The 22,678-nt window shown below is 72.0% G+C and carries 19 protein-coding genes; 12 read left to right on the top strand and 7 right to left on the bottom strand.

Annotated features, from left to right (window positions below; translation table 11 throughout):
- Nucleotides 1–28: 28 nt before the first annotated feature.
- On the bottom strand, nucleotides 29–1,357 hold the full coding sequence (locus tag E5N76_RS01175; protein ID WP_149535466.1) for an LLM class flavin-dependent oxidoreductase: 1,329 nt from the start codon (nucleotides 1,355–1,357) through the stop codon (nucleotides 29–31).
- Nucleotides 1,358–1,508: 151 nt separating this feature from the next.
- Between E5N76_RS01175 and E5N76_RS01170 the strand changes: the two genes are divergently transcribed.
- The 9 genes from E5N76_RS01170 (at nucleotide 1,509) to E5N76_RS01130 (ending at nucleotide 13,247) form a co-directional block, all read left to right on the top strand.
- Complete coding sequence (locus tag E5N76_RS01170) at nucleotides 1,509–2,624, top strand: TIGR03364 family FAD-dependent oxidoreductase (RefSeq protein ID WP_149535465.1); 1,116 nt, start codon at nucleotides 1,509–1,511, stop codon at nucleotides 2,622–2,624.
- Complete coding sequence (phnX, locus tag E5N76_RS01165) at nucleotides 2,621–3,502, top strand: phosphonoacetaldehyde hydrolase (protein WP_149535464.1); 882 nt, start codon at nucleotides 2,621–2,623, stop codon at nucleotides 3,500–3,502. The genes E5N76_RS01170 and phnX overlap by 4 nt, the downstream gene beginning before the upstream one ends.
- A gap of 323 nt (nucleotides 3,503–3,825) precedes the next feature.
- Nucleotides 3,826–4,866 (top strand): putative 2-aminoethylphosphonate ABC transporter substrate-binding protein, encoded by a 1,041-nt coding sequence (locus tag E5N76_RS01160; protein WP_149535463.1) that lies wholly within the window; start codon nucleotides 3,826–3,828, stop codon nucleotides 4,864–4,866.
- Nucleotides 4,867–4,873: 7 nt separating this feature from the next.
- Nucleotides 4,874–5,992 carry an ABC transporter ATP-binding protein gene (locus E5N76_RS01155; protein ID WP_149535462.1) on the top strand — a complete coding sequence of 373 codons (1,119 nt, stop codon included), beginning with the start codon at nucleotides 4,874–4,876 and terminating at the stop codon, nucleotides 5,990–5,992.
- Entirely contained in the window at nucleotides 5,985–7,691 is a 1,707-nt protein-coding gene (locus tag E5N76_RS01150) for a putative 2-aminoethylphosphonate ABC transporter permease subunit (protein ID WP_149535461.1), read from the top strand. The genes E5N76_RS01155 and E5N76_RS01150 overlap by 8 nt, the downstream gene beginning before the upstream one ends.
- 315 nt (nucleotides 7,692–8,006) lie before the next feature.
- The gene (locus tag E5N76_RS01145; RefSeq protein WP_149535460.1) at nucleotides 8,007–8,792 is read left to right on the top strand and encodes a DUF2189 domain-containing protein; all 786 of its coding nucleotides are present in this window, start codon (nucleotides 8,007–8,009) and stop codon (nucleotides 8,790–8,792) included.
- A 337-nt stretch (nucleotides 8,793–9,129) separates the two neighbouring features.
- Nucleotides 9,130–10,107 carry a hydroxymethylbilane synthase gene (hemC, locus tag E5N76_RS01140; protein WP_235907528.1) on the top strand — a complete coding sequence of 326 codons (978 nt, stop codon included), beginning with the start codon at nucleotides 9,130–9,132 and terminating at the stop codon, nucleotides 10,105–10,107.
- A 373-nt stretch (nucleotides 10,108–10,480) separates the two neighbouring features.
- Entirely contained in the window at nucleotides 10,481–11,437 is a 957-nt protein-coding gene (locus tag E5N76_RS01135; protein WP_187829900.1) for an isopenicillin N synthase family dioxygenase, read from the top strand.
- 235 nt (nucleotides 11,438–11,672) lie between these two features.
- Complete coding sequence (locus E5N76_RS01130; RefSeq protein ID WP_149535457.1) at nucleotides 11,673–13,247, top strand: ABC transporter substrate-binding protein; 1,575 nt, start codon at nucleotides 11,673–11,675, stop codon at nucleotides 13,245–13,247.
- A 473-nt stretch (nucleotides 13,248–13,720) separates the two neighbouring features.
- Here the strand turns inward: E5N76_RS01130 and mepA are convergent, their stop codons facing one another.
- The gene (mepA, locus tag E5N76_RS01125) at nucleotides 13,721–14,554 is read right to left on the bottom strand and encodes a penicillin-insensitive murein endopeptidase (protein ID WP_149535456.1); all 834 of its coding nucleotides are present in this window, start codon (nucleotides 14,552–14,554) and stop codon (nucleotides 13,721–13,723) included.
- Between the two features lie 644 nt (nucleotides 14,555–15,198).
- On the bottom strand, nucleotides 15,199–15,762 hold the full coding sequence (locus tag E5N76_RS01120; RefSeq protein WP_235907527.1) for a polysaccharide biosynthesis/export family protein: 564 nt from the start codon (nucleotides 15,760–15,762) through the stop codon (nucleotides 15,199–15,201).
- 306 nt (nucleotides 15,763–16,068) lie between these two features.
- Here E5N76_RS01120 and galE point away from each other — a divergent pair, with 306 nt between their 5' ends.
- On the top strand, nucleotides 16,069–17,058 hold the full coding sequence (galE, locus tag E5N76_RS01115; protein WP_149535454.1) for a UDP-glucose 4-epimerase GalE: 990 nt from the start codon (nucleotides 16,069–16,071) through the stop codon (nucleotides 17,056–17,058).
- A gap of 170 nt (nucleotides 17,059–17,228) precedes the next feature.
- On the opposite strand, the gene E5N76_RS01110 is transcribed toward galE, so the two are convergent.
- From E5N76_RS01110 to E5N76_RS01095, 4 genes are all read right to left on the bottom strand, one after another.
- Complete coding sequence (locus E5N76_RS01110; protein ID WP_149535453.1) at nucleotides 17,229–17,468, bottom strand: hypothetical protein; 240 nt, start codon at nucleotides 17,466–17,468, stop codon at nucleotides 17,229–17,231.
- 68 nt (nucleotides 17,469–17,536) lie between these two features.
- Nucleotides 17,537–17,944, bottom strand: a complete 408-nt coding sequence (locus tag E5N76_RS01105) for a hypothetical protein (RefSeq protein WP_149535452.1) — start codon at nucleotides 17,942–17,944, stop codon at nucleotides 17,537–17,539.
- Between the two features lie 78 nt (nucleotides 17,945–18,022).
- The gene (locus E5N76_RS01100; RefSeq protein WP_149535451.1) at nucleotides 18,023–18,646 is read right to left on the bottom strand and encodes a LysE family translocator; all 624 of its coding nucleotides are present in this window, start codon (nucleotides 18,644–18,646) and stop codon (nucleotides 18,023–18,025) included.
- Nucleotides 18,647–19,156: 510 nt separating this feature from the next.
- A complete protein-coding gene (locus tag E5N76_RS01095) occupies nucleotides 19,157–20,236 on the bottom strand; it encodes a branched-chain amino acid aminotransferase (protein ID WP_149535450.1) in 1,080 nt (359 codons plus the stop codon).
- Nucleotides 20,237–20,592: 356 nt separating this feature from the next.
- Between E5N76_RS01095 and E5N76_RS01090 the strand changes: the two genes are divergently transcribed.
- A complete protein-coding gene (locus E5N76_RS01090) occupies nucleotides 20,593–21,135 on the top strand; it encodes a MarR family winged helix-turn-helix transcriptional regulator (RefSeq protein ID WP_149535449.1) in 543 nt (180 codons plus the stop codon).
- Between the two features lie 259 nt (nucleotides 21,136–21,394).
- Nucleotides 21,395–22,105 carry a response regulator gene (locus E5N76_RS01085; RefSeq protein ID WP_187829899.1) on the top strand — a complete coding sequence of 237 codons (711 nt, stop codon included), beginning with the start codon at nucleotides 21,395–21,397 and terminating at the stop codon, nucleotides 22,103–22,105.
- Nucleotides 22,106–22,678: the final 573 nt, after the last annotated feature.

Below are 22,678 nucleotides of genomic sequence, written 5' to 3'. Positions count from 1 at the left end.
CGGCGATTCCGCCGGGTTTGAAACCGCTCTAGAGACGGAACGCCGGCCGCTGCAGCCCGAGATTCTCCCGCAGCGTGCGCCCGGCATATTCATGCTTCATCAGCCCGCGCCTTTGCAGCTCCGGCACCACCTTCTCGACGAAGGTGGCGAGGCCGGTGGGCAGCAGGCTGAACAGCATCATGAAGCCGTCGCAGGCGCCGGCGGCGAACCATTCCTCCAGTTCGTCCGCCACCTGCAGCGGCGTGCCGCAGAAGGTCTTGTTGCCGCGCTCATAGCGTTGGTAGAGCTGCCGCAGCGTCAGCTTCTCCATCCGGATCAGCTCGATGATGTGGTCGAAATAGGCCTTGTGGAAATTGGAGTTCCGCGGGATCCGATCCTCCGGCACCGGCTCGTCCAGCGGCAGGTCGGAGAGGTCGGTCTCCAGGTCCATGCCGAGGCGCATGCGGCCGACCACCGGGTGAATCATCTCCTGCAGGGTGCGGTACATGTCCTCCGCCTCCTGCTTGCTCCCGGCCATCAGCACCGGCTTGCCGGCACACACCTTCAGCGCCTCGGGCGGGCGGCCGAATTTCGCCATGCGCTCCTTCAGCTCCACCGTGAAAGCGCGGGAGCTTGCCAGGGAGGAGTGGGAGGAGAACACCACCTCCGCCGTCTCCGCGGCGAAATCCTTGCCGGTGTCCGAGGCGCCGGCCTGGATGATCACCGGATGGCCCTGCGGCGGCCTTTCAATGTTCAGCGCGCCGCGCACGGCGAAGTATTTGCCGACATGCTCCACCGGGTGCTGCTTCGTCGGGTCGAAGGTCAGCCCGGCTTCCCGGTCGCGGATGAAGGCGCCGTCCTCCCAGCTGTCCCAGAGCTGCTTCACCACCTGTACGAATTCGTGGGCCCGGTCGTAGCGCTCGCCATGCGGCGGCAGCTTGTCCAACCCGAAATTCCGCGCGGCGAAATCATTGGCGGAGGTGACGACGTTCCACGCCGCCCGCCCGTGGCTGATATGATCCAGCGAGGCGAACATCCGCGCCACATTGTAGGGCTCGGCGAAGCTGGTGCTGACCGTGCCGCCCAACCCGATATGCCGCGTGGCGCCGGCCAGCGCCGAGAGCAGCGTCACCGGCTCGAACACGTTCATGAACATCGGGAAGCGGCTATAGGCTTCCAGGTTGGTGGTACGCGCCGCCGGCGTGTCGGCGATGAAGAACAGGTCGAAGCAGCCCCGCTCCGCCATCTGCGCCACGGAACGGTACCACTCGATGCTGGTGGAGCTGTCCGCATCGGTGGAGGGGTGCAGCCAGGAGGCGCTGTGATAGCCGGTGGGGTTCACCAGCACGGCCATCGCCATCTTGCGCTCGCTGCCCATCGCCCAGCCCCTGTCCTGTCAGCCTCCCCGTCTGAATACCTTGCCGGCGGGCTGCGGCAAGACGCTTCGATGACACGCCCGCCCCGCCCGCGCGGAGGCGTGCATGCCGGGCCACGATCTGCTCTAAGCTGGCCCCGGCAGGGAGGCCGGCTTGGGGAGCAGCTACGACATCGCCATCATCGGCGCCGGCATCATTGGCCTGGCCCACGCCCTGGCCGCCCATCGCGCCGGGCTGCGCACCCTGGTGGTGGAACGGGAAGCCCAGGCCATCGGCGCCTCCATCCGCAATTTCGGCTTCGTCACCGTGACGGGGCAGGAGGCGGGGGATTGCTGGCGCCGCGCCCGCCGGTCCCGGGATGTCTGGGCCGAGATCGCCCCCCGGGCCGGCATCGCCATCCACCATCACGGCCTCGCCTTCGCCGCCCGCCGGCCGGAGGCGCTGGCGGTGCTGGAGGAATTCGCCGCCTCCCCCATGGGCGAGGGCTGCCGGATGCTGAGCGCGGCGGAGGCCGCCGCCCTCGGCGCCCTGCGCCCGGACCTCCGGGGCGCGCTCTGGAGCCCGCATGAGCTGCGCGTCGAAAGCCGCGACGCCATCCCCCGCCTGGCGGCCTGGCTGGAGGCGCAGGGGGTGGAATTCCGCCGCCTCACCGCCGTCACCGGCGTGGAGACCGGCCGCCTGCACACCACCGCCGGCCCGATCGCCGCCGGGCGCATCCTCGTCTGCCCCGGCCCCGATCTCAGGACCCTGTTCCCGGCGGTGTTTGCCCGCCGCCAGGTCACCCTCTGCAAGCTGCACATGCTACGCCTCGCCGCCCCCGGCTGGTGCCTGCCCGGCGCGGTGATGAGCGATCTCGGCCTGGTCCGCTATCTGGGCTACCGGGATTGCCCCTCCCTTCCCCGCCTCGCCGCCCGGCTGCGCGCCGAACAGGCGGCGGAGCTCGGCCATGGCATCCACCTCATCGTGGTGCAGGGCGAGGATGGCTCCCTGGTGGTGGGGGACAGCCACCATTACGGCGGCAGCCCAGACCCCTTCCAGCCCGCCGCGGTGGACGACCTCATCCTCCGCGAATTCTCCGCCGTGCTGGACCTGCCCCGGCCGGAGGTCACGGAGCGCTGGATCGGCCTTTACCCCTCCGGCCCCGATACCGCCTTCTTCGAAAGCCCCCTGCCCGGGGTGATGCTGGTCTCCGTCACCAGCGGCACCGGCGCCTCCACCGGTTTCGGCCTCGCCGAGGATGTCTTCGCCGCCTGGGAGAGCACGAGATGAGCGCGTCGGATGATCGGAGCGCCGAAGGGCGCGGAGAGCTGAGCCCGCCGCGCCAGGAGGACCGGCGCACGCCCTATGCCGGCCCCCTGAAGGCGGTGATCCTGGATTGGGCCGGCACGGTGGTGGACCATGGCAGCCGCGCCCCCATGGGCGCCTTCGTCCGCGCCTTCGCCGAATTCGGCATCGCCATCTCCATCGCCGATGCCCGTGGCCCCATGGGCATGGCCAAGGCCGACCATATCCGCCTGGTCGGCCGCGCCGCCAACGCCGCCTGGCGCGCCAGGCATGGCCGCGACTTCGAGGAGCAGGACGTCCAGGCGATCTTCCAGGTGTTCGAGCCGATGAACATCGCCGCCATCCGCGACCACGCGGCGCTGATCCCGGGCGCGAAGCCGGCGCTGGGCTGGGCGAGGGGGCGCGGCCTCCGCCTCGGCAGCACCACCGGCTATACCAGGCCGATCATGGCGGCGCTGGCGCCGCTCGCCGCCGCGCAAGGGTTCGCGCCGGAGGTGATGGTCTGCGCCGGCGATCTCGCCGCCGGCCGCCCCGCCCCGCTGCAGATGTGGTACGCCATGGCGATGATGGGCATCTGGCCTGCCGCCGCGGTGGCGAAGCTGGACGACACGCCGCCGGGGATCGGCGAGGCCCGCGCCGCCGGCTGCTGGGCGGTGGGCGTGGCGCTGACCGGCAACATCGCCGGCTGGTCCGCCGAGGAGCTGGCACGGGTGCCGGAGGCCGAGCGCGCCGCCGCCCGCGCCCGCGCCACGGCGGAGCTGAAGGAAGCCGGCGCCCATCTCGTCATCGACAGCATTGCGGAACTGCCGCAGGCGGTGGCGGAGATCGAGGCAAGGCTGGCAGCGGGGCAGCAGCCCGGCTGACCCCTCCCCGCGTCGCGGGGGAGAAGAGGGCCCGCGCCCAAAGGGCGTTGGAGAATGCGGGTGCACACTCCCGTCGACCGCAGCCGGTATCCTGATTCCGAAGTCGGCAGGACTTCGGAACGGCCTGCCTGCCCGCTTCGTTCCGCTGGAAGTCCAGCGAGCGGAGCGGGCAGGACACTGGCCCGGCCACGCCCCTACCCCGGCCCTTCCCCGCCGAGCGGGGGAGGGAGACAGGCCATGCTTGTTCCGCCCTGTCACGAAATGGTAACATAAAGCCCGAGGGAAGCCGGCTACCACACGCGCCAGGGACGCAGGAGACGCCCATGGTCCGCCGCGCGCTTGCCGCCGCGTTCGCCTCGCTTTGTGCCCTTGCCGTCCTCGCGGCGGCCCCCGCGGCGGAGGCCCAGCCCCGCACCCGCCTCACCGTCTACACCGCGCTGGAGAACGAGCAGCTCCAGCCCCTGAAGCAGGCGGCGGAGGCCGCGATCCGCGACATCGAGATCGCCTGGGTCCGCGATTCCACCGGCATCATCACCGCCCGGCTGATCGCCGAGCGGCAGAACCCCCGCGCCGATATCGTCTGGGGCGTCTCCGTCTTCTCCCTGCTGCAGATGGAAGGGCTGGAGATGCTGGAGCCCTACACCCCGCGGGGCGCCGAAGCGCTGCGGCCGAATTTCCGCAGCGACCGCTCGCCCATGACCTGGGCGGGCATGGACGCCTTCGTCGCCGCCATCTGCTACAACACGATCATCGCCCAGCAGCGTGGCCTGCCGCGGCCCGCCACCTGGGCGGATCTGCTGAACCCCGCCTTCCGCGGCCAGGTGGTGATGCCGAACCCCGCTTCCTCCGGCACCGGCTTCCTCACCATCGCCGGCTGGATCGCGGCCATGGGCGAAGGCCCGGCCTGGGACTACATGGCGAAGCTGCATGCGAACATGCAGCTCTACACCCATTCCGGCAGCGCCCCCTGCAGCAACGCGGCGCGCGGCGAGTACGGCTTGGGCATCTCGCTCGACATGCGCGCCGTCACCCTGAAGAACCAGGGCGCGCCCATCGAGATCATCGTCCCCACGGACGGCGTCGGCTTCGACCTGGAAGGCACCGCCATCCACCGCGGTGCCCGCAACCTGGAAGCGGCGAAGAAGCTGGCCGACTGGGCCGTGACCCGCGCCGCCAACGAACTCTATGGCCGCTGGTACGCGGTGCTCGCGATGCCCGGTGTGCAGCCCGCCATCCGCGGCTACCCGCCGGAATTCGAGCAGCGCCTGGTGAAGCAGGATTTCCGCGCCGTGGCCGCGCGCCGCGACGCCATCCTGCGCGACTGGGCAACCCGCTTCGACGGCAAATCGGCGCCGCGGAATTGACGCCGCGATGAGCACCGCCCTCGCCCGCCCCAGCGCCGGCCAGCGGCAGCCGGACACGGCGCCCTATCTGGTGGTGGACCAGGTCTCGAAGAGCTTCGGCACCTTCCGGGCGCTGGAACGGGTGAGCCTGGCGGTCGCGGCGGGGGAATTCGTCTCCTTCCTCGGCCCCTCCGGCTGCGGCAAGACCACGCTGCTGCGGGCGATCGCGGGGCTGGATCCCGCGACCGGCGGCCGCATCACCCAGGCGGGGCAGGACATCACCCATCTGCCGCCGGCGGCGCGGGATTTCGGCATCGTCTTCCAATCCTACGCGCTGTTTCCCAATCTGAATGTCACCGAGAACATCGGCTACGGGTTGCGCGGCCCCGCCTGGCCGAAGCCGCGCCGGGTAGAGCGGGTGGCGGAGCTGCTGGCGCTGGTCGGCCTGACGGACCACGCCGCGAAATACCCGGCGCAGCTTTCCGGCGGCCAGCAGCAGCGCGTCGCCCTGGCTCGTGCCCTGGCGAACGAGCCCGGCCTGCTGCTGCTGGACGAGCCGCTCTCGGCGCTGGACGCCATCGTCCGCCAGCATCTGCGGGGGGAGATCCGCGACCTGCAGCGCCGCCTCGGCGTCACCACCATCATGGTGACTCATGACCAGGAGGAGGCAATGAGCGTCTCCGACCGCGTCGTGGTCATGTCGCGTGGTCGGATCGAGCAGATCGGCACGCCGGAGGAGATCTATCGGAGCCCCGCCTCCGCCTTCGTCGCCGGCTTCGTCGGCCGCTCCGCGCATTTCGCGGCGCTGGTGGAGGCGGTGCCGGGCGAGATCCTGGCCGATGGCCGCCGCCTGCCCTGCGCCGCGGCGCGGAAGCTGCTGTATGGCACCCGGCTCGCGGTCTTCATCCGGCCGGAGGATGTGCGGCTGGGCCCGGCCGCCGCAGCGCTGCCCGGGCATTTCCCGGCCGAGGTGACGCATCTGGAATTCCTCGGCCCCATCTGCCGCCTGTCCCTCGAGGCCGGGCATCTGCGGCTGGAAGCGGATGCACCGCCGGATGCCGTGGCCGCGCTCGGCGCCCTGCCCGGCGCCGCCCTGCCCTGCGCCCTCCCGGCGGAGCGGCTGATGGTCTTCCCCGCCGATGAGTGAGTCGGCGCTCGGCGCCGTGCCACGGCGGCGCGGACCGGGCGATGCGCTGCTGCTGCGCGGGCTGCTCGGTCTTTCGCTGCTGCTGCTCACCCTGCTGCTGGCGCTGCCGCTGCTGCTCCTGCTGCTCCGCGCCTTCGAGACGCCGGCGGGCGGCTTCGCCGGCCTCGCCAACTTCGCCGCCTATGCGGCGACGCCGTCGCTGCTCGCCGCCGCCTGGAACAGTATCTGGACGGCGGGCCTCACCACCCTGCTGATGCTGCCGCTGGCCTTCTTCTACGCCTATGCGCTGACCCGCGCCTGCATCCCGGCCAGGCCCTTCTTCCGCGCCGTGATGCTGCTGCCGGTGCTGGCCCCCTCCCTGCTGCCGGCCCTGGCGCTGATCACCCTGTTCGGCAATCAGGGCCTGCTGCGCGGCATGCTGGGCGGCGGCAGCATCTACGGCCCGGCCGGCATCGTCGCGGCGCAGAGCTTCTACTGCTTCCCGCATGCGGCGCTGATCCTTGCCGTCGCCCTCGGCACCGCCGATGCAAGGCTGTACGAGGCCGCGACGGTGCTGCGGGCCGGCCACGCCCGCATCTTCGCCACCGTCACCCTGCCCGCGGCGCGCTACGGGCTGGTCTCCGCCGCCGTCGTCACCTTCACCCTGGTGCTGACGGATTTCGGCATTCCCAAAGTGATCGGCGGGTCCTTCCCGGTGCTGGCGACGGATGTCTACAAGCAGGTCGTCGGGCTGCAGAATTTCAACATGGGCGCGGTGGTGGGGCTGGTGCTGCTGCTGCCGGCGGTCGGCGCCTTCCTGCTGGACCGCCGGGCCCGGGGGGAGCTGGACGGGCGGCGCGCCGGAATGCTCTCCGGCCGTGCCCTGCCCTACCGGCCGAGGCCTCGCCGGGCACGGGACTGGCCGCTCTTCCTGCTCTGCCTGCTGGTCGCCGGCGCGCTGCTCGGCGTGGTCGGCACCGCCGCCTGGAGCTCGCTGGTCCGCTTCTGGCCCTACGACCTCTCGCTGACCCTCGACAACTACGCCTTCGCCCGCTTCGACGCGACGGGCTGGGCCGCGCTGGGCAATTCCATCCGCATGGCGGCGCTGGCGGCGCTGTTCGGCACGGCGATGGTGTTCGGCACCGCCTGGCTGCTGGAACGCGGCGCGCGGGAGGCGCGGATCGCCCCGCTGGTACGCCTCCTCGCCACGCTGCCCCTGGCCGTGCCGGGGCTGGTGCTCGGCCTCGCCTATATCCTGTTCTTCAACCACCCCGCCAATCCGCTGGGTTTCCTCTACGGCACCCTGGCGATCCTGGTGCTGAACAGCCTGGTGCATTTCTATACCGTGCCGCACCTCGCCGCCGTCACCGCCATCCGCCAGCTCGACCCGGAGATCGAGGCGGCCGGCGCCTCGCTGCGCGTGCCGGCGCTGGTGACCTTCCGGCGCGTGACGGTGCCGATCTGCCTGCCCGCCATCCTCGACCTCGCCGTCTATATCTTCGTCAACGCCATGACGACGGTGAGCGCGGTGATCTTCCTCTACGGCCCGGACACCAGGCCGGCCTCCGTCGCCGTGGTGCATATGGATGAGGCGGGGCAGGCCAGCGCGGCGGCCGCCATGGCGGTGGCGATCCTCGGCGTGACGGTGGTGGCGAAGCTGCTGCAGCTTGCCACGGCAGGGGTGGTGGACCGGGCGACGCAGCGCTGGCGGCGGCGGTAGATCGGGGTTCCCCGGTCCCCGGCGGGGGGTGCCCCGCCGCCGGCGACCGGACCGGCCCCCGGCCCCCCGCGTGAGTTTCGGCCCGCGGGCTCGATCGGCCGGCTCCGACCGGACGAGGGCGGCGCCCGGCCTGCGGGACTGCCCACGGAATCTTGGCTTGGCCCCGTTGCCGCCGGGGGGCACAGTCCCCCAACCTCGGGCGTGCCGACCCATCGGACCTCGCGCCAAGGTGAGCGTGCTCCGGGCTCTCTCCATCCCCAGATGAAAGGTCCAGCGGCCCGGCCGCATCAGGGCCGCCACGGAGGAGAAGCGACCATGGCCCACGCCCTGCGCCTTGACGCTGCCGAGGAGGCGGCACCGCCCATGATCCGCCGGATCGGCCTGAGCGAATTGCGGGACGCCCTCGCCGCCGGCATCGAGGATTTCCTGGCGACCCCCACCCAGCTCGTCTTCCTCTGCATCCTCTACCCGCTGGTCGGCCTGGTGGCGGCGCGGGCGATGTCGGGCGGGGCGCTGCTGCCGCTGCTCTGGCCGCTGGTCGCCGGGCTGTCCCTGGTCGGGCCGGTCGCGGCGGTCGGGCTTTACGAGATCAGCCGCCGCCGGGAGCGGGGGCTGCCGGCAAGCTGGCTGAACGCCTTCGACGTGCTGCGCTCCCCTGCCCTGCCCTCGATCGCCGGGCTCGGCCTGCTGCTTGCCATCGTCTTCGTCGCCTGGCTCTTCGCCGCCCGGGCGGTCTATGCCTCGACCATCGGCGCCGCGCCGGCGGGGCTGGGCGATCTGCTGCGCATCGCCTTCACCACGCCGGAAGGGCATCGGCTGATCCTGCTCGGCAATGGCGTCGGCGCGCTGTTCGCGCTTGTCGTCCTGGCGCTGACCGTGGTGTCGGTGCCGATGCTGCTGGACCGCAACGTCCCCATGGCCGAGGCGATGTCCACCTCGCTGCGCGTCTGCGCCGCCAACCCCGGCCCGATGGCGGTCTGGGGCGTGACAGTGGCGGTGCTGCTGCTGCTCGGCACCCTGCCGGCCTTCATCGGCCTGGCGATCGTCATGCCGGTGCTCGGCCACGCCACCTGGCACCTGTACCGGAGCTGCGTGGCGTAGGTCCGGGAGGCGGCGGCTTCAGGCGCCGCCGGACCCTTTGGCGGGGCGGCGGGCCGTGCCGCGGCCTGCCCAATTGATTGCGGCTCCCCGCACCTTGCGGCGGGGCCAGGCCGATACCTGGCCACCCCCTGGGGCACGTCCCGCGGCGTACCCTCCCGGCGCACCTCGCAGCAGAACCGCGGCGGAACCGCCTCGCCATCCGCCCCTGGCGCACCGGCGCCTGCGGCCTGCCTCGGCGCCCGCCGCATATTTCTGCTATGCGTCGATTCGGCGAATGCCCAGGCCCGGACAGCGACATGCAGCAGACTCCCCCTCCCCCACCGGCGGCCTCCGGCCGATGAGCCAGGCCGACCCCGCTCCCCCCTCGCCCGGCGCCGGGCCGCCCCGGCCGCTCCGCGCCGGCACTCGCGGCTCGCCCCTGGCGCTGTGGCAGGCGCGGGATTTCCTCGCCCGCCTCCGGGCCCAGGCGCCGGGGATCGCGGCGGAGGAGACCGTCATCGCCACTGCCGGGGACAAGGTGCAGGACCGGCGCCTGGCGGAAATCGGCGGCAAGGGCCTCTTTGCCAAGGAAATCCACGAGGCACTGCTGGACGGCCGGATCGACTGCGCCGTGCACAGCCTGAAGGATCTCGAGACGGAGCTGCCCCCCGGCCTCGCCCTGGCCTGCCTGCTGCCGCGCGAGGATTGCCGCGACGCGCTGGTGGTGAACGCCGCCTGCGGCGTGCCGGCGCCGGAAGACCCGCTCGCCTGCCTGCCGCCGGGTGCGGTCATCGGCACCGCTTCCGTCCGCCGCCAGGCGCAATTGCTGCACCGGCGGCCGGATCTGCGCTGCGAGGTGATCCGCGGCAATGTGCAGACCCGGCTGGGCCGGGTGCGGGCGGGGGATTTCGCCGCCTCCTTCCTGGCAATCGCCGGGCTGAAGCGCATGGGGATGGAGGCCGAGGCGGCCGCCGTGCTGCCGCCCGAGGTGATGCTGCCTGCCGCCGGCCAGGGTATCATCGGCATCACCATCCGGGCCGGGGATACGGCGCTGGCGGCGGTGCTGGCGGCGATCGAGGACGCCGCATCCCGCCTGACCGCCACGGCGGAACGCGCCGTGCTGGGGGCCCTGGACGGGTCCTGTCGCACCCCGATCGGCGCCCATGCGGCGCTGCTTCCGGGCGGACGGCTGGCCCTGACAGCGCTGATCGCCCGGCCGGATGGCAGCTTCCTGCTGCAGCGCTCGGCGGAGGGCCTGGCCACGGATGGCGAGGCGCTGGGCCGCGAATTGGGCCTCGCCCTCCGCCGCGACGCCCCGGCGGATATCCTGGCCTGACAGGCCGCTCCCTCCCCCGCCTTGCGGGGGAGGGTCGGGGTGGGGGTGTCTCCCAACCCCGAAACGCCCGGCGCGCCACCCCCGCCCCAGCCCTCACCCGCCGGAATAGGGAACGCGCTCGCGCGGTTGCATGGACATGCCGGGCAGCCTCCTCGCCCCTTCGGCAATAAGCGGCTCCGGCAGCGCGGTCCAGCGCCGCGGGTCTTTCCGGGATGCCGATCGCAAAAACCCGTTTGACCCCAGGGCGGACCCGGCCGATCCTGCGCCGCGCCGCCAGGGCCTGCGCCGGCCGCATGCCCCGGCCCATCATCTCCTCGCGTGCGCTGAACGGGGGTCACCCCCGGCGAGCACGCCCCAGCCAGGGACCCGCCCGATGGACCAGCCCACCGCCCTTCCCCTCCTCGACCTCGGCCCCTTCCTGGCCGGCGAGCCCGGCGCGCTGGAGCGCACCGCCGCCGAGCTGCGCCGCATCAACGAGACGGTGGGCTTCCTCTACATCACCAACCATGGCGTGGACTGGAAGATGGTGGAGGAGACCTTCGCCCTCGCCGCCCGCTTCCACGCCCAGCCCATGGAAGAGAAGATGAAGGTGAAGCTGGATGACGGGATGCAGGGCTACCTGCCCTACAAATCCAGCACCACCCGCGCCAATGGCCTGGTCGCCGTGCGCAAGCCGAACGAGAACGAGGCCTTCTTCGTGAAGCCGGAGCGCGGGCCGACGCCGGTGAACCGCTGGCCGGAGGGCGTGCCGGGCTTCGCCGAGGCGACGCTGCGCTACTTCGCCGCGCTGGACGACCTCGCCCACCGCATGCTGCCGCTCTACGCCGTGGCGCTGGACCTGCCGCCCGACTATTTCGACAAGCCCTGCGAGGACAGCTTCTCCACCCTGCGGCTGACGCATTACCCGCCGGTGGAATACGGCTCGGACGAATACGGCATCGCGCCGCACACCGATTCCACCTTCATCACCCTGCTGGCGCAGAACCCGGTGCCGGGGCTGCAGATCCGCACCCAGGCGGGCGAGTGGATCGACGCGCCGGTGATCCCGGAAGCCTTCGTGGTCAACACCGGCGACATCCTGAACCGCTGGACCAATGGCCGCTTCATCTCCACCCCGCACCGCGCCTTCAACACCATGAAGACGGCGCGCTACGCGATTCCCTTCTTCTTCCATCCGAAGGAGGAGACCCTGGTGGAGTGCCTGCCCACCTGCACCAGCGCGGACAACCCGCCGCGCTTCCCGGCGCAGACCGTGGGCGAGTACATGGCGTGGTTCCGCGGCCAGAATTACGATCACTTCCGCAAGCAGCCGCAAGCGGCCGCTGAGTGAGAACTCTCCCATAGGGCCGCTTCGCGGCTTTGCGGGCCGTCCGGGAAGCGCCGCATTCCCGGCATCATGTCCGGGGCGACGCGCCTCAAGGGCACGCGCTCTAACTCATGGTTCCAAAGGCCCTGCGGCCTTTGGCAGGGGGAGCGCGAAGGGGGGACACTCGGGAGGGCGCGCCTTGTGGCGCGACGCCCCCCTCGCAACGCCGGGCACGGCCACCCACAAACGGAGTGGACCGATGAAGAAGACCATCGCCGCCGGGATGCTCGGCCTTGCGCTCGCCGCCCAGCCGGCGGCGGCGCAGGACCGCAACACCCTGCGCGTTTCGCTGAACACCGAGCTGCAGATCCTCGACCCGCTGGTCACCACCATCAACGCCACGCGGGTCTTCGCCTATCTGGTGTTCGACACGCTGGTCGGCGCCGATGAGAACGGCAATTACCAGCCGCAGATGCTGGAAGGCTGGCAGGTCAGCCAGGACCGGCTGACCTGGACCTTCACCCTGCGGGACGGCCTCGCCTGGAGCGACGGCAACGCCGTCACCGCCGAGGATTGCGTCGCCTCCATCCGCCGCTGGGCGCAGCGCGAGGCGCTGGGCGGCCAGCTCATGGCGGCAACGCGGGAGATCCGCGTGCTCGACGCCAGGCGCTTCGAGATCGTGCTGAACCGCCCCTTCGCCTTCGTCGTCGAGGCGCTGGGCAAATCCGGCCACACCATCCCGGTGATGATGCCGGCCCGCTTCGCCGCCGGCGATCCGCACAAGGCGGTGACGGAGATCGTCGGCTCCGGCCCCTACCTGTTCCGCCACGCCGAATGGCGCCCGGGCGAGCGCGCCAGCTTCGTCCGCAACCCCGCCTACCGTCCGCGCAGCGAGCCGCCCTCGGCGCTGGCCGGCGGCAAGGTGCCGAAGATGGAGCGGATCGAGCTGGTCAGCATCACCGACCAGGCGACCCGCGCCGCGGCGCTGATGGCCGGCGAGCTGGATTTCCTGGAGATCGCCCCGCTCGATTTCGTCGAGCGGCTCCGCCGCAACCGCAACGTCGTCGTCGGCAAGCCGCGCGGCATCGACCAGTTCCTGGCCGTGGTGAACATCAACCACGCGGTCCCGCCCTTCGACAAGCCGGAGATCCGCCGGGCGCTGCAGGCCGCCATCCTGCAGCCGGAGGTGATGGCGGCGATGGGCCTGCCGGAGGACCTCATCGTCTCCACCTGCGCCTCCATTTACATGTGCAACGCCCCCGGCAGCACGGAGGCGGGCAGCGAGCCGCTGCAGCAGGCCGGCACCGAACGCGCGCGGCAGCTCCTGCGGGCCAGCGGCTACAACAATGAGCCGGTGGTGTTCCTGCACGCCCAGGCCTCGGCGCTGCTGAACCCGATCGGCCTGGTCGTCTCCGACCAGATGCGGCGCGCCGGCTTCAACGTGGATCTGCGCAGCACGGATTACGCGACGGTGGCGCAGCACCGCCTCAGCCGCGCGCCGGTGGCGCAGGGCGGCTGGAGCGTGGCGCCCATCGTGCTGAACGGCATCGACCTGGCGAATCCGCTGAACAACCCGCTGATTTCCTACAATTGCTCGCCGGTGCAGCCCGGCTGGTACTGCGACCCGGAGATCACCGACCTGCTGGCGAAGTATTCCGAGGCGGCGACGCCCGATTCGCGGCGGGAGCTGGCGGACAAGCTGCAGGCGGCGGCGCATCGGCACGTCACCTTCGCCATTGCCGGGCAATTCGGCGGCCCGGCGGCGTGGCGGGCCAATCTCCAGGGGGTGGTGCCCTTCGCCTTCCCGGTCTTCTGGGGGGTGGAGCGGAAATAGGCCGCAAGGGCCGGCGCGTGAGCGCCGGAAGGGTAGGCGCCCGCGGCCGGATGCAGGCATGGGCCGCGGGGCATGGGCATCACGCTCCGGCTGTCCCGGCCAAGGGCACCGCCCCGTCCGGGCGCGCACCCTATGCGCTCGCGGGCGTCGCCTGGCGCGCCCTGTCCCGAAGGGTCGCCGCCCCTTCCTCGGTCGCGCCCCTTAGAACAAATTACGCCGACCGGGTGGAAGCACCTGATCGGCGTAATTCGCTCGCATGAACAAAGAGCTAGAGCAGATCGCCGGAGGGCGGCATCGCCCGGAGGCGTGAATCTGCTCTACCATCCATAAGCTAGAGCGGTTTCGCGCTGCACAGTCAGCGTGAAACCGCTCTAGTGTCCCGATTCCGAAGTCCTGCGGACTTCGGAATCGGGCGAACTTCGCGGGCAGGACACTAGGGCGTTCGCCATGCACCAGGGTGCATGGCGAACGCCCTAACGCGCCGTCAGCACCCCGGCGCAGGCGGCGGGCAGGCGGGGCGGTGGCCCGCGCGGGCGCGGTGGCGGGTGCCGCGCCTCCTCGCTCAGCCACCAATCCAGGGTGGCGTCGCAGCCATCCCCCGGCGGGGGTGGCGGCAGGCCCTGGCAGCCCGGCTGGTCCGGCGGGCAGCGCAGCCGGACATGCATATGGCTGTCATGCCCGCGCCAGGGCCGGACGCGCCGCAGCCAGGCGCCGCCGCGATCCGTGCGGCAGAGCTCTCGCTTGATGGCATGGTTCACCAGCACCCGGTCCACCCCCGGGCGTTCCGCCGCCAGCCGGATCAGCGCCGCGTGCTGCGGGCGCCAGCGCGCCCGGTCCACCCCGCTTTCATCCGGCAGGACCAGGGAGGGCACCTCGATATGCTCCCGCGCCGCCGCTTGCGTGGCGGGCTTGGGGGACAGTTCCAGCCAGATATCGGCATCCAGCCCCGCCTGGTGGCTGGCATGGCCCCAGGGCATCGGCCCGCCCCGCGGCTGGGAGAGGTCGCCGATCCACAGGGGCTGGAAGCCTCGCGCCTGGGCCTCGGCGGCAAAGCCCCGCACCCAGTCGATCAGCGCCGGATGGCCCCAGAAACGGTTGCGGGAGAGCCGCACCACCTGCCAGCCCGGCCCCTCCGCCGGCAGGGCCACTGCGCCGCCGAGGCAACCCAGCCCGGTGCTGCCGATGATCTGCGGCGGCCCGGCGCTGGGTGTCCGCACGGCCGCCCAGGCGGCGGCCTCGCTGCGCTGCGCCGCCGCCGGCCCCGGCATCGCCAGCAGCCAGACCAGGACGGACAGGGCACGGAGCATGCCCCGAGCCTAGCAGGCCCAACCGGGCCATAATACCCGCTGAGCCGCGGCGCCCGCTGGGCCGCACCGGAGCAGGATCGGTCGAGCTTTGCTCACCCGATCCTGCTCCAGCTCTTTGTCTGGTCGCATGTTGTCTGGTCGCGTGATGTACGGCTTCGGTCGGCCCGACCCCAACCGATCACGCTGTAGCGGCGGGACCCCTGCCTCCCGGCCGCGAACCGGACGCCGTTGCCGGCCGCGGCTTTGCCACGACCGGCTGCGCGAGTCGCCCATCGCCGGCCGAGCCTGCGCTGCGCGACGCCGGCGCGCGGGCATTGGATCCTGCGCAGCGCCATCCAGGGCTCCTTCGCGAAGCTGCGCCAGCAGCTTCCCGGGAGAAAAGGCGCCCCACGGCCTTGCGCCGCAACGCCCTGGAGCATTCTCCATGCACCAAGGTGCATGGAGAATGCTCCAGGTTATTGTTCAAGCGAGCAAATTGCTCCGGGCAGGTGATTCCACCTGATCGGAGTTTGCTCTAGTGGCCCGATTCCGAAGTCCTGCGGACTTCGTTCTCGGGCCACCAGCTTTTGTTTTCAGCGGCCTGCTTGTCCGCTGCGTTCGCTGGAAATCCAGCGAACTTCGCGGGCAGGACACTAGGAGAACAATCAGAACCGGCGCTCGAAGACGGTGACGGTGTCGCCGGGCTGCAGCAGCGCCTCGCGCGGCGCGCGATACTCGATCGGCCGCCCTTCCGGCCCGACCCGCGTGACGGAGACGTAGTCGCGGACGGCGCGGTAATTGAACCCGCCGGCCAGCGCCACCGCGGTCAGCGCCGTCATCGCCGGCTGGTAGGGGAATTGCCCGCCCCGCTCCACCATGCCGAGGACGAAGATCGGCCGGTAGGTCAGCACCTGCACAGAGACGGACGGGTCGCGGTAGAGGCTCTGCCGCCGCATCTCGGCGGCGATCGCCCGCTCCAGCTCCTCCGTCGTGCGCCCGGCGGCGCGCACCGAGCCGACCAGCGGCACGGCGATGTTGCCGCCGGCGGAGACGCGGAACTCGCCATTGAGCTGCGGGTCGTTGAAGACGGTGATGCGCAGCTGGTCCTCCGGGCCCAGCCGGTAGGCGCTGACCGCCGTCTCCGGCAGGGGGGGCAGGTCGCTGCCAGGGGTCGCGCAGGCGGCGAGCGTGGCCAGTCCCAGCAGGCAGAAGGGGCGGCGATGAAGCATCGTATGGCGTTCCTTTCCGGGCCGTGGGCGCATCCGCGCCGGTGCCCCTACCCTCTGCCAGAGCGCGCCGCCGACGCACATTCGCGTTTCCTTGCGCGGGCGGCGCATCACGCCGTTGTTTGCGGATGGGGCGGATTTCACCCGCCCGTTGAGCCCGCCGGCGCACCAAGCCGTGCATCAGGCGCTGTTGTTCTTGCGTGCCATGCTGCACCGCGATAGGCCGGGTCGGGGCCGGAGCGGCAGGGTGGGCGCTGCGGCGGCGACCCCTTCCCCCCGGCCGGGACGGAGGAGAGGAGTCTCGAGTCCATGGGCAATTTTCTGGTCACTGGCGGCGCCGGCTATGTCGGCAGCCACCTGGTCCGGGCGCTGGCCGACCGCGGCGATACGGTCGTGGTGGTGGATGATCTCCGCCAGGGGCATCGCGCCGCGGTGCCGGCGGGGGTGGAGCTGATCCAGCTCGACCTCGCCGACCGCCGGAGCCTGGCCGAGATCTTCGCCGGCTGGAAATTCGAGGCGGTGTTTCATTTCGCCGCCCTCTCCCTGGTGGGGGAGAGCATGCGGGACCCGCTGCGCTACTGCATCGAGAACCTCTCCAACAGCCTCGGCCTTGCCGATGCCGCGGTGAAGGCGGGGGTGATGCGCTTCGTCCTGTCCTCCACCGCCGCCCTGTTCGGGGACCCGGAGGCGGTGCCGATCCCCGAGGAGGCGAAGCTGGCCCCCACCAACGCCTATGGCGAAAGCAAGCTGATGGTGGAGAAGGGGCTGGCCTGGGCGGACCGGGTGCATGGGCTGCGCTTCGCCTGCCTGCGCTATTTCAACGCCGCCGGGGCGGATCCGCAGGGGCGGATCGGCGAGGACCATGAGCCGGAGACGCATCTGGTGCCGCTGGCCATCGGCGCCGCCCTCGGCACCCGCCAGCCATTGACGGTGTTCGGCACCGATTACCCGACGCCGGACGGCACCTGCATCCGCGACTATGTGCATGTGACGGACCTGGCCGATGCGCATCTGCGGGTGCTGGAGCGGCTGGAGCAGGGCAGCGTCCGCTACAATGTCGGCAGCGGCACTGGCTATTCGGTGAAGCAGGTGATCGAGGCGGTGGAGCGCATCGGCGGCCGGCCCGTGCCGCACAGCCTGGGGCCGCGGCGGGCGGGGGACCCGGCGGTGCTGGTGGCGTCCTCGGAACGGCTGAAGGCGGAGACCGGGTGGGCGCCGCGCTTCGGGGCGCTGGACGACATCGTGCGCACCGCCTGGGCGTGGCATAGCGCGCGTCCGCAGGGCTACGGGGACCGTTGAGGGAGGGCTCTGCCCTCCCCCAAACCCCCACCCGCAAAGGGCCGAAAGGCCCTTTAGAACCCTTGAGTTTGGCGCTTCGACCGACGGGTCCAGGACTCATGGTTTCCAAAGGCCCTTCGGCCTTTGGTGGGGGGAGCCCGAGGGGGGCAAAGCCCCTCTCGGCACTACGTTCAAAGCAGCGCCCGCCCCGCCTCCGTCACCACGATCCTGGCCGCCGCCATCCCGCCTTCCCCGCCCGGCCGGATCCGCACCAGCCCTTCCGCCAGCGCATCCTCCCAGATCGAGAGCCGGGGGCAGGAGGTGCACCAAGCCTCCATCGCCACCGCATAGGGCCGCGGCTCCGCCGCCACCCAGGCGAGGAATTGCCGCAGCAGCATCCGGTCCGGCGCAAGGCTTGGCGTTGTCGTCATGCCACCACCCTGCCCCGCCGGCGCCCGCCGCGTCCAATCCGAAGCGCGGATCGCGGCGATAGCGGAACTCAGCCCTGCTTCTGCAGGGTGAGGCTGCGGGAGCAATTCTGGTCGCGCGCCTCGCCGGTCATCTTCCCGTCGGCGATGCGGCCGCTGAAGACCAGGTCGGTGTCGCCGATGGTCGGCTGCAGGGTGAAGCTGCCATCCCCCCGCACCGGGCCCTTGGCGCCGAAGATCCGCGGCCGGTCGTAGATCACCTCCGCCGTGCCGTTCTGCACGGTGACGAGGTAATTATAGGCCATCGGGCCGCAGCTCTGGCCGCGGGCCGCGGTCAGCATGCCAGGGCCGGCATAGCGCCCGTCGAATTGCGTGCCGGCCGCGGCGGCCGCCACGGGGGCGGAGGTGGTGGGGCCGGCCGTGCAGGCCACCAGCAGGGGCAGGGCCGCCCCCATCGCCAGGCAAAACCGGATCCGCATCGCCACCTCCCGCGCCGTCCGCCGGAGGAGGTGGGAATGGCAGGGGCCGGGCCGCAAGCCCCGGAGGCTCGCCTCGCCTCACCCGCGCAGCAGCGGCACCAGGGAAAGCAGCAGCAGCACCGCCATCGCCCGGTTGAACCAGCGGAGCCCGGCAGGGGAGAGCAGCCGGGCCACCCCGCGCCCCATCGCCGCCCAGACCAGCAGGGAGAGGAAGGCGGCCGGGATGAAGATCGCCGCCAGGGCCAGCGCATCCGGCAGCACGCCGGCGCTGCTGCCGGTATAGGTGGCGATGGCGCCGGCGGCGATGATCCAGGCCTTGGGGTTCACCCATTGGAACAGCGCCGCCTGCCACAGCCGCATCGGCCGCGCCCCACCCGGCGGCGCCGCTGCTGCCTCCGGCGCGGCGGGGGCCGCGGTGAACAGGCCCCAGGCGAGCCACAGCATCCAGGCCGCGCCCACCCAGCGCAGCGCCGCCTGCAGCGCGGTGCTGCGCTGCAGCAGCTCCGCCGCGCCCAGCGCCACCAGCACCAGCATCACCGGAAAGCCCAGCGAGACGCCGAGCATATGCGGCAAGGTCCGGCGCAGCCCGAAGCGGGCGCCGGAGGCGGCGACCATGGCGTTGTTCGGCCCCGGCGTCGCCGACATGGCGATGGCGAAGCCGGCGGCAGCAGCCAGCCAGGCGGCGTCCCAGGCGGCGTCCATGAGCGTTCTCCTTGCAGGGCAGGCGCGGCCCGCCGCCGCCTCGGGGAGGGTGGCGCGCCCGGTCCGCGGGAAGGGAGATCTGTCTCGGCCGGGGCGGGCCGCCCGGGCCGGGGAATTTGAGTTCAGCCGGCCGCCGGCATGGCTCCTTATGCGCCGCGGCTCCCGGCTACCGGTGCGCCGCCGGCACCCGGCGACGCGCGCACCGCCGGCGTTCAGCCAGCCGCACGCCGCCGGCACCGGTAACCACGCACCGCTGGCACCGAGTGGCCCGCCGTCGGCTCGCAGCTCCCCGTGCACCGCCAGTACCCAGCTACCCGTGCACCACCGGCACCTGGCCACGCACGCACCGTCAGTACCCAGCTACCCGTGCACCACCGGCACCTGGCCACGCACGCACCGCCGGCACCCAGCTACCCGTGCACCACCGGCACCTGCCACGCACGCACCGCCGGCACCCAGCTACCCACGAACTTCCGGCATCCAGGCCACCCGCGCGCCACCGGCACCCAGCTACCCGCGCACCTCCGGCACGACGCTGGTCCAGCCATGCGGGTCGTTGCTGCGCCCGTACTGGATGGCCGTGATGGCGTCGTAGAGCTTCTGGGTCAGCGCGCCCGTCTGCCCGCCATTGATGGTGACGTCCTCGCCCTGGTAGCCCAGCGTCCCCACCGGGGAGACCACGGCCGCAGTGCCCGTGCCCCACATCTCCTGCAGCGAGCCGTCGCGGCCGGCCTGCATCACCTCATCGATGGTGATCGGCCGCTCCGTCACCTTCAGCCCCCAGTCGCGCATCAGTTCCAGCGCGGAGGCGCGCGTCACGCCATCCAGGATGGTGCCGGCCAGCGGCGGGGTGATCACCTCATCGCCGATCTTCACCATGATGTTCATGGTGCCGACCTCATCCAGGTATTTCCGGTGCACGCCGTCCAGGTAGAGCACCTGGGTGTAGCCCGCCGCCTCCGCATCGCGCTGGCCGGCCAGGGATTGCGCGTAATTCGCCGCCGTCTTCGCCTCGCCCGTGCCGCCCTTCACCGCCCGCACATGGCTGTCGGTCGCCAGGATCCGCACCGGCTTCACCCCCTCCCTGTAGTAGCTGCCCACCGGCGAGAGGATCAGGAAGTAGAGATAGCTGTGCGAGGGATGCACGCCGAGCATCACATCCGTGGCGATGATGGTCGGCCGCAGATAGAGCGAGGTGCCGGGCTTGCGCGGCACCCAATCCGCATCCAGCCCGACCAGCGCGTCGAAGCTCTGGCGGATGACGTCCACCGGCAGCTCCGGCATGCACATCAGCTTTGCCGAGCGGTTGAAGCGCTGCGCATGGCGGTCGGCGCGGAACAGCCGGATCTGGCCATCGGCGCCGCGGAAGGCCTTCAGCCCGTCGAAGATCGCCTGGCCGTAATGCAGCACGGTGGTGGCCGGGTCCAGGCTGAGCGGGCCATGGGGGAGGATGCGCGGCGAATGCCAGCCCTCCCCGTCCGTGTAGTCCATCAGGAACATGTGGTCGGTCAGCACCCGGCCGAAGGCCAGGGCGTCATCCGCCGGCTTCTGTTTCGGCGTGGTGGTGCGGGTGGTGGGGAAGCTGGCCATCTGGGCGTGTCCTTCGGGTGATCCGGTGCCCCGTGCCAGCGTCCTCCCGACGCTGGCCCGGGGCAACAATCTTTGGTCTCGGTGTCCTGCCCCTTCCGGCTCCGAGCCGGGCCGGGGCCGGGCCGGGGCCGGAAGGGGCAGGACACCTGCGGGACGGCGGCGGACCGCGCCATGGCGCGGGGGCGGCAGGGTCGCGCGCCTCTGGCCTAGCGGGCCGGCCGGGAAGATGCAATGAAGCAGCGTCTTGATCCGCTTCCTCGCAATTTCCTTTCGTCCTGAGCCGTAAGCTAGAATGGATCGGAAAAATGTGTCAATGACGCTGACCAAACCAGGCTTGAAAGGGCAGCATGCCAGCCATGCCTGAACGCACCGACGCCCCCACCGCCGAACCCGCCGCCACCGGCGCCCCCGTCGCCGCCGGCCGCAACCTGCTCTTCCTGCGCGAGGAGGAGCTGCGTCTGGCGCAGGACCTGCTCTTCTTCGGCTATCGCGACTTCACCGCCGGGGCGGACCAGATCCTGGCGGAGCTCGGCATGGGGCGGGCGCATCACCGGGTGCTGCATTTCGTCGGCAGGCGGCCGGGCATCACGGTGGGGGCGCTGCTCGGCATCCTCGGCATCACCAAGCAGTCGCTGGCCCGGGTGCTGACCCCGCTGGTGGAGGAGGAGTACGTCCACCAGGCGACAGGCCGCAGCGACCGCCGCCAGCGCCTGCTCTCCCTGACGCCGAAGGGCCAGGCGCTGGAGCGCCGGCTGTTCGAGCGGCAAAGGGAATGGGTGATGCGGGCCTACCGGGAAGCCGGGCCGACGGCGGTGGAAGGCTTCCGCCGGGTGATGCACGGGCTGATGGGGCCGGAGGCGCGGGCGCAGTTGGAATGGCTGGAGAGGCCGAAGGGGTAAGGCGGGGCGTCGTCCCCGCGCCCCCGCCAGGGGCGCTGCCCATTGGCGGCAGTGCCGCCAGCCCGCCGGGCGGGGTCGTCGAAGGCCGTGCCTTGACCCCCCGGACCCCACCCTGAGTTTGCCGTTGCGCCTGTCGCCTCTTTGCCCCCCGGGCAAGGATCACTAGCTTTCCTGTGAGCGACCGAGGGCCGCCCGCCAACTGCGCCGAGTCGGTACGGCCTTGGCGCAATGGTCGCATTCTCTGGGGGGTATCGGCGCCATGGCCGGCGAAACCTTGGTGGACAGCGCGCATCTGCTCGTCGTCGATGACGACGCCAGGCTGCGCGCGCTGCTGCAACGCTTCCTGGCGGAACAGGGCTTCCGCGTCACCACCGCCGCCGATGCCGCGGCCGCCCGCGCCGCCCTCGCCGCCGTCGCCTTCGACCTGGTGGTGCTGGACGTGATGATGCCGGGGGAAAGCGGCCTGCAGCTCGTCGAATCCCTGCGGCGGGAGGGCAATGACGTGCCGGTGCTGATGCTGACTGCGCGCGGCGGGCCGGATGACCGCGTCGCCGGCTTCGAGCTCGGCGCCGATGACTACCTGCCGAAGCCCTTCGACCCGCGCGAGCTGGCGCTGCGCATCCGCACCATCCTGCGCCGCGTCGCCCCGGCGCCGCAGGCCCTGCCCACCGCCCCCGTCCAGCTCGGTATGCGCTGGTTCGACGCGGAGCGCAGCGAGCTGCGCGGCCCGGAGGGCACGGTGCGGCTGACCGGCGGCGAGGCGGCGCTGCTCATCGCCCTCGCCCGCCGCGCCGGGGAGGTGCTGAGCCGCGAGGAGATCGCCGCCGCCCTCGGCACGCCGGAAGCCGGCGAACGCGCGGTGGACGTGCAGGTGACGCGGCTGCGCCGCAAGATCGAGCCCGACCCGCGCGAGCCGCGCTTCCTCCATACCGTCCGCCACCGCGGCTATGTGCTGAGGCCAGGACCGTGAGGCCGCGCCTGGCCGGGGCGCCGTCCCAGGGGAGTGGCGGAGCGGCCCTGCGCCGAGGCCTGACCCGATGGGCAGCGACGGCGCGCATCGCCACGGTGCTGGCGCACGGGGCCGGCGGCGCAGCCACGCACCGGCGCCCAGCCCCTGCTTCGTGGCCCGGCGACACGACGGCGCGCAGCGCCACGGTGCTGGCACAAAGTGTCGGCGGCGCAGCCACGCGCCGGCACCCGGCCCCTGCTTGGCGGCCCAGGGGCGCGACGACGCACAGCGCCACAGTCCTGGCACAAAGTGTCTTCGGCGCGGCCAGGCGCCGGCGCCCAGCCCCTGCTTCGCGGCCCAGGGGCGCGACGACGCACAGCGCCACGGCGCTGGCACAAGGTGCCGGCGGCGCGGCCAGGCACCGGCGCCCAGCCCCTGCTTCGCGGCCCCGGGATGCGACGGCGCGCAGTGCCAGGGCGCTGGCACAAAGTGTCGGCGGCGCGGCCAAGCACCGGCGCCCCGCCCCTGCTTCGCGGCCCCGGGATGCGACGGCGCGCAGTGCCAGGGCGGCGGCGCTGGCGGGCGACGGGACCG

Source organism: Siccirubricoccus phaeus (genome assembly GCF_008360935.1).
Classification (GTDB): domain Bacteria; phylum Pseudomonadota; class Alphaproteobacteria; order Acetobacterales; family Acetobacteraceae; genus Siccirubricoccus; species Siccirubricoccus phaeus.
Note: the sequence above shows the minus strand (reverse complement) of the source record. Positions and strands in the feature narration are given on the sequence as shown.